Raw genomic sequence first — 7,106 nt, forward strand, 5'->3', positions numbered from 1 at the left:
TTTCCTGGTATCGTTACTTCTGATAAACTGATTGCTGTTGTCATCCTGTAAGGATCTAAACATAGGATGGGAAATAATGAGTATGGAAATAATTGTGGATAGCATTATCTGGATGCCAACGGGATGACAAAGAGGAGTGAATACTGACAAATTAAAGTGCCATACAAAATATCTATCATTTATTGTTCATTACTCATTACTCATTACTCATAATAAAAAGGTGTAATTCATTTTATAAACCAATAATCTTCATTCATACAAATCCCTAGCCCCGATAGTAACGGTTACCCCGCAACAGGGAGTTGGAGAGTTTGAGGGTTTGAGGGTTGGAGAGTACGGGCGTGAGGAGTATGAGTGGATAGCGGGAGATAGCTCCTGATAAATATATGGATATATTATTAGGCTTTAGGATATTTTATTATTTGGGTTGTTTTATTGTAAACTTTATTGAAATCATACTGTTTTTTTGTTTTTTAATGGGTAAATTATGTAACTTAGTCATATTAAAATGATTACGAATCTAAAATATACATTCTATGAAAAAACATTTATTCCCTTTATTTTTACTCTTGTTAGGTGGAAATACATACGCCCAGCAGGATTTTTATGCTATTGCAGGAAAGGATACTCAGGCGATTAATTTCAGTGATTTCCGTGCGATAGATGCTATGAATGGAACTTCCGGAGAAAAGGTTTTTACGGCTGATTCATCTGCAAAGGTTATTTCTCAGATCAGAAGAGGATTAGTGTCTGAGGACAAAAATTCTTTTAATAACTCCCAGGCGGTAACGATGGCAGCATTGGCTTATGATTCTTCAAACAATAATCTGATATACATGCCAATGTTTTCTTCTAATATCTATGTTTTGAATCCACAAACTAAGGAAATTACTTTAGTAGAAAATAATATTGTGAGAGTAACATCTTGTGATATTAATTCCCATATCACAAGAATGACCGTTGGTTTTGATGGGAATATTTATGCTGTTAATAATTCAGGAACACAGCTTATACAGATCAGCAAAAAAGGTGGACAGTATGCGGTTAATGATCTTGGAATCATAAAGGATGATGCTACTAATGGTAAAAATTCATTCACTACAATAGAAACAGGATTTGGGGGAGATATGGTTGCTGATACAGATAATAATTTCTATATTTTTGCAGCTTCTGGAAATGTCTTTAAAGTATCTCCTAAAGAATTAAAAGCAAAATTTGTGGGTAAAATTGCAGGGATTCCTGATAACTACTCTGTTAATGGTTCTGCTGTAAATGCGAAGGGAAAAGTGGTGATTGCAAGTGCAAAAGGAGCTCCTTTATATGAGGTGGATCTTACTACTTTACAGGCTAAGATGCTTCCTGGAGAACAGAATTTACATATTTACGATCTAGCCAGTAAGTATTTTGTGAATGACAGAGTTTCTGTAAACAATACATTATTAACTAATCTGGATATTTATCCTACCAGGGTTAATGAACAGTTTGTAAATGTTCATGTTAATGATAAGCATGTAAAAGGGAATATCAAGTTGAATGTTTTTGATATGTCTGGTAAAAATGTAATGACCGAAGGACTATCTGTTAAAGATGGATCACTGGATCAGAAGGTTTACTTAAAAGGGCTGATTAATGGAGCTTATATTGTAAACATAGCTGATGAATCGGGAAAAGTAATATTGAATAAGAAAATTCTTATTACTGAGTAAACGGCTAAATGTAATCTATAGATATTAGACTTATTATAAAAGCCTTTTCAATCTTATTGAGAAGGTTTTTTAATGATTATTTGATATTCAACAAGTTTTATTTTTCGATATTAAAATGTACTTTTATAAAAAAATATAGATGAAGCTATACTTTAATGTAGGATATATTGTAAAAGCCGGAGAAAATCTGCAGTTGGTAATTCGAGAAGAAGGTACTGCGGCTCATATCCATACGATGTTTTGTGCAGAGAATGGTTTATGGAAATGTGAAGTGGATTATTTTTCCAGATCCATTTCTTATCAGTACAGGGTTATTAATGAAAAAGGAAATGTTTTAAGAGAAGAGTTTGTTCAGCATCATCTTAATTTTCCACATAATTATAAGGAGTTTATCATTTTTGATGAATGGAATAATAAAAACTTCCCTGAGAATTATTTAAATAATAAAATTCTTTATAACAAGCTGCACGACTTTACTCCGGAGAAATCTGTAATTTTAAAAAAGCATACTCATTTATTCAGGCTGGAGGCTCCTATTTATAATAAGGATTGGAGGATTGTATTGTTTGGAAATACATCATCCTTAGGAAATTGGGATTATAACAGGGTGGTTCCATTGCATCAGACTGATTTTGGTCTTTGGGAAGTGTCTGTTGAAATTCCTGAAAATGAATTTATAGAGTTTAAATATTGCATTTACGATACTAAAGAAAACAGGGTAATAGATGTTGAAACCGGAGAAAACAGATGTACGGTTACTAATCCGCTACCAGATGTATTGCAAATTGTTTCCAACCATTATTTCAGATTTAAAGGGTATCAGATGTATCATGATGCCGGAGTTGCTGTTCCTGTATTTTCTTTGAGAAGTGAAGAAGGATTTGGCGTAGGAGAGTTTTCAGATCTTAAAAAACTAGCAGACTGGGCAAAGGAAACAAACCTCGGAATTATCCAGATTCTTCCTATCAATGATACTACTGCAAATTATTCATGGACGGATTCTTACCCCTATGCAGCAGTATCTGTATATGCTTTACATCCCCAATATATTTCATTAGAAAAACTCGAATTTTCCTTACCGAAAGAATTAGTTAAAGAATATGAAGCTGATAAAGAGGCTTTAAATACTCTTGATCTTATTGATTATGAAAAAATGATCGAAGGGAAATGGAAGTATTTGAAAGCTGTGTTTTATGCTGAAAAAGATAAAATTTATAAAGACAAAAACTTCAAAAAATTCATAAAGGATAATGAATACTGGTTGGTTCCTTATTCGGCATTCTGTGTTTTAAGGGATAAATATAAAACCCCTAATTTCAACGAGTGGAAAACTCATAAAAAATATATCGCAGGAAAGATCAGTCAGTTTTTTACAGCAAAAAGTAAAGATTATGATCTTTCAATGCTTCATGCCTGGGTACAGTATCAGCTTCACGTTCAGTTGAAGGATGCTGTGGATTATACCCATAATCTTGGGGTTTCTTTAAAAGGAGATTTACCAATTGGGATCTACAGATATTCTGTTGAAGCCTGGACTGAACCGGAACTTTTCGGCATGGACTTTCAGGCTGGAGCACCACCAGACCAATTTACAGAACTAGGGCAAAACTGGGAATTCCCTACCTATAACTGGGAGGCAATGAAAGCTGACGATTATAGATGGTGGAAAAACAGATTCAAGGCATTAGAACAGTATTTTGATGCTATGAGAATTGACCATATTTTAGGCTTCTTTAGAATATGGAGAATGCCAATCACTGCTGTACAAGGTATTTTAGGATATTTTTATCCTGCTGTTCCTATTGTTCCGGATGAATTTAAAGCTTGGCAGATTCCGTTTACATTTGACAGATATTGTAAACCGTTTATCAATAATGAAATCTTATGGAAATATTTTGCGGCAGATAGCGGAAAGGCTCTCGCATTTATGGATCGTAAGGAAGATGGAACCTATTCCTTTAAAGAAGAATTTAACACCCAAAGAAAACTGGTAGATTTCTTTAAGAAAAACCCATATGGGCCGCTTGAGGATAAACTCATTTCACTTTGCGCTAATGTGTTGTTTTTACCGGAAGAAAGAAACGGACAAACAGTGTATCATCCAAGGTTCAATGTTTATAATACGGAATCTTATCAATATCTACCGGAATCTGAACAGAAAAGTATTTATGACCTGTATCACGATTACTTCTTCAGAAGGCAGGATCATCTTTGGTATGAAAAAGCAATGGAAAAACTTCCTGTGATCCTGAATGCTACTAAAATGCTGATCTGTGGAGAGGATTTGGGTATGGTGCCTTCCTGTGTACCGGTTGTAATGGATGAGCTGGCAATTATTGCCCTTAAAGTTCAGCGTATGCCTGCAGAGAACATTCCATTCTACGATCCAAGATATGCCAATTATATGAATGTGGTTACTGCCTCTTCCCACGATAGTTCAACGTTGAGACAATGGTGGAAAGAAGATCCGGCTTTAACGCAGAGATATTTTAATCAGCAATTGGTTCAGTATGGAAAAGCTCCTGCAGAACTTACTCCGGATCTGGCAGAGATCATCATGAAGCAGCATTTATACAATGAATCTATGCTGGCTATTTTCCCTATTCAGGAATTCTTTGCTACGGATGCTAAACTAACCAATCCTAAAGCGGATCATGAAAGGATTAATAATCCTGCTGTTTTCCCACATTATTGGCGCTATAGAATGCACATAAAACTGGAAGAACTTAAAAACCAGAAAGTTTTCAATGAAAAAATTGCTCACTGGGTAAAAGATAGTGGCAGGAGATAAATTTAACACTTGATTATCAATTAGTTAATAATATTTTAAAAGAAGTTAGATCTTAGGATTTAACTTCTTTTTTGTATTTGTATCAAAAAGATAGAATTAAGATATTCTGCTATATATTAACCAATTAACGACTATAGAGATGAAAAAAATATTTTTGGGATTAGCTTTTGGGTTGGGCGTTTTAGCGTCTGCTCAGCAATATCCGAATAATGGTTGGGGAGATGATGGTTATTATCAGAATGGAAATGGCTATTATAGCGACGAGGATGACAGGAATTACTTCCCTGATGATTACTATTATAATTATCCTCAGGACTATTATCCAGGTGATTATTACCAAAGCTATTATAACGATTACAGAAACAGTATTATCAATATCGACTGGAACGGCTTCTTTGTACAAAACAGATTGAGCCGTTGGCAGGTAGACCAGATTATCAGACTTAACAATCTGTATGCAAGTTTTGCAGCATGGGATAATTTCTATAGATATAATCCGGACAGATGGTATTATGATAGATTCTATGCCCTGGAAAGAATTATGGGACCAAGAATTTTCGTGGTTTTCCAGAATAATTATTACAGAGGAGCGAGTCCTATTGTATACTTTCAAAATTACAGAAGGACGTATTATGCTCCAAGATATGCTGTAATGCCAAGATATAGAAATGTAAACATCAATATTTACAGAGTAGACCGCTCAAGGGTAAGAAGAATGGATAATCCTACCTTTGAAGTAATCAGAGGAAGCAACAGGCCAGATAATGGCTTTAGAAACTCATCAGGATCAAATGATGGTTTTAGAAATAATAATTCCGGTGGTTTTAGAGGAAACTCTGATAACCGTGAATTTAGAAGAAATTCAGATAATGAAGGCTTCAGGAATAATAATTCGGGAGGCTCTAGAGGAAACTCTGATAATAACGGATTCCGTAGAAACTCTGAAAACGGTAGTTTTAGAAATAATAATGGAGGGTTTAGAGGCAATAATGAAGTGAGAAGAGAAGCGGCTCCATCAAGAGAAAATAATGGTGGTTTCAGAGGAAACAGTGGTGGTTTCAGACAGCAAAGATCTGAAAATTCTTCACCAGGTCGTGGTAATAGTGGAGGCTTTAGAGGAAGCCTGGTAAGGAATTAATTTTCATATATTATATTTAAGTGGTGTGAAGGACAGGTTTTTATAATCTGTCCTTTTTTTTGTTTGTTTATTGATTTATTTTTGTTAAAAATTAACATTATTTATGAATATGTTAATTTAACCTATGGTTTGATACTGAATCAAAAAGGTATAATAACAATTAATTAAATTTTAAAAAGATGAAAAAATTAGTTTTAGCAATAGCATTTATCGGAATAGGAAGTTTTGCAATGGCACAACAGACAACTCCGCAGGACAGGGAAGCAAAAAGAGCAGAAATGCAGCAGAAAATGCAACAAAAAGAACAGGAACATCTTGCGCAGATGCAGAAAGACCTTAACCTTAATGCTTCACAGGTGGCACAAATAAAGACGCTACATGAAACGAGAAAAGCCGAAATGAAAGCTGAATTTGAAAAGAATAAAGAAGTAAGACAGGCTAAAATGGAAGAAATGAAGGCTAAAAGAGCACAAATGGATGCTGATATGAAGAAGATCCTCACTCCTGAACAATATGATAAATGGCAGGCTGACAGAAAAGCTAAAATGGAACAGAAAAGAATGGTAATGAAGGAAAGAAAGATGATGAAAAAGCCAATGAATACAGCTGCTCCTGAAGTAAAATAACAATTTATAATTTTGATTTTTTAATGTGTAAAGGATGGAATTTTTTCCATCCTTTTTGTATTAATTTTCCGTAAAACTTTTGATTTCGGGCTTTTATTCCCTATTTTTGAATATAAATTCAATACTTATGGTTAGCGAAAAAATTGCAAAATTAATTAACGAACAAATTGCCCACGAACAATACGCCGCTCAATATTATCTTTCAATGTCTGCATGGTTTTCAGGAAAAGACCTTGATGGTATTGCAAATTACTTCAGAGTACAGAGCAAAGAAGAATTAATGCACGCTGATAAAATGTTTGATTATCTGAATGACGTAGGCGGAGAAATCATCATTGGAGAAATTCCAAAACCTCCACACGAGTTCGAAAATGCAACGGATATTTTTGAAAAAGCATTAGCACATGAGAAAATTGTAACTAAAAGTATTTTCAATATTGTAAAGAATGCCAATGAAGAAGGAGATTTTGCAACAACATCATTCCTGCAGTGGTTCATCAACGAGCAGGTAGAGGAGGAAGCAAGTGCTTCTCAGTACGTAACAAAAATCAAAATGGTTTGCGATAACCCATCTGCATTATACCTTTTTGACCAGGAATTATCACAAAGAGTGTTTACTCCGGATACAACTGCTTAAAACGTTAAAAGTTTAATAATATAAAACCGCTATTCTTTATGATAGCGGTTTTTATTTTTTTAATTTGATTAAAGAGAAAGAGTAATTGTTTTTAGTCCTGATATTAAAAATAAGCTTTACAGATAAATAATCTGTGTTTTAAGAACTTTTTTACCTAATCTTTCAAGAATATTCTTGTAGCCTTGTATCTGTTCTTCGTCCTTTCCTT

The 7,106-nt window shown here is 34.1% G+C and carries 5 protein-coding genes; all 5 read left to right on the forward strand.

Annotation, left to right across the window (positions count from 1 at the left end; all coding sequences use genetic code 11):
• Positions 1-536 precede the first annotated feature (536 nt).
• The gene (locus BBH99_RS06995) at positions 537-1,706 is read left to right on the forward strand and encodes a T9SS type A sorting domain-containing protein (RefSeq protein ID WP_066693870.1); all 1,170 of its coding nucleotides are present in this window, start codon (positions 537-539) and stop codon (positions 1,704-1,706) included.
• Between the two features lie 139 nt (positions 1,707-1,845).
• Complete coding sequence (locus tag BBH99_RS07000; RefSeq protein WP_066693873.1) at positions 1,846-4,497, forward strand: 4-alpha-glucanotransferase; 2,652 nt, start codon at positions 1,846-1,848, stop codon at positions 4,495-4,497.
• Between the two features lie 139 nt (positions 4,498-4,636).
• On the forward strand, positions 4,637-5,635 hold the full coding sequence (locus BBH99_RS07005) for a hypothetical protein (protein ID WP_066693877.1): 999 nt from the start codon (positions 4,637-4,639) through the stop codon (positions 5,633-5,635).
• A gap of 179 nt (positions 5,636-5,814) precedes the next feature.
• Positions 5,815-6,261, forward strand: coding sequence for a hypothetical protein (locus BBH99_RS07010; protein WP_066693880.1), 447 nt, complete (start codon positions 5,815-5,817; stop codon positions 6,259-6,261).
• 127 nt (positions 6,262-6,388) lie between these two features.
• A complete protein-coding gene (locus tag BBH99_RS07015) occupies positions 6,389-6,898 on the forward strand; it encodes a ferritin (protein WP_002981834.1) in 510 nt (169 codons plus the stop codon).
• Positions 6,899-7,106 lie beyond the last annotated feature (208 nt).

The sequence above is a fragment of the Chryseobacterium contaminans genome (genome assembly GCF_001684955.1).
Lineage (GTDB): Bacteria > Bacteroidota > Bacteroidia > Flavobacteriales > Weeksellaceae > Chryseobacterium > Chryseobacterium contaminans.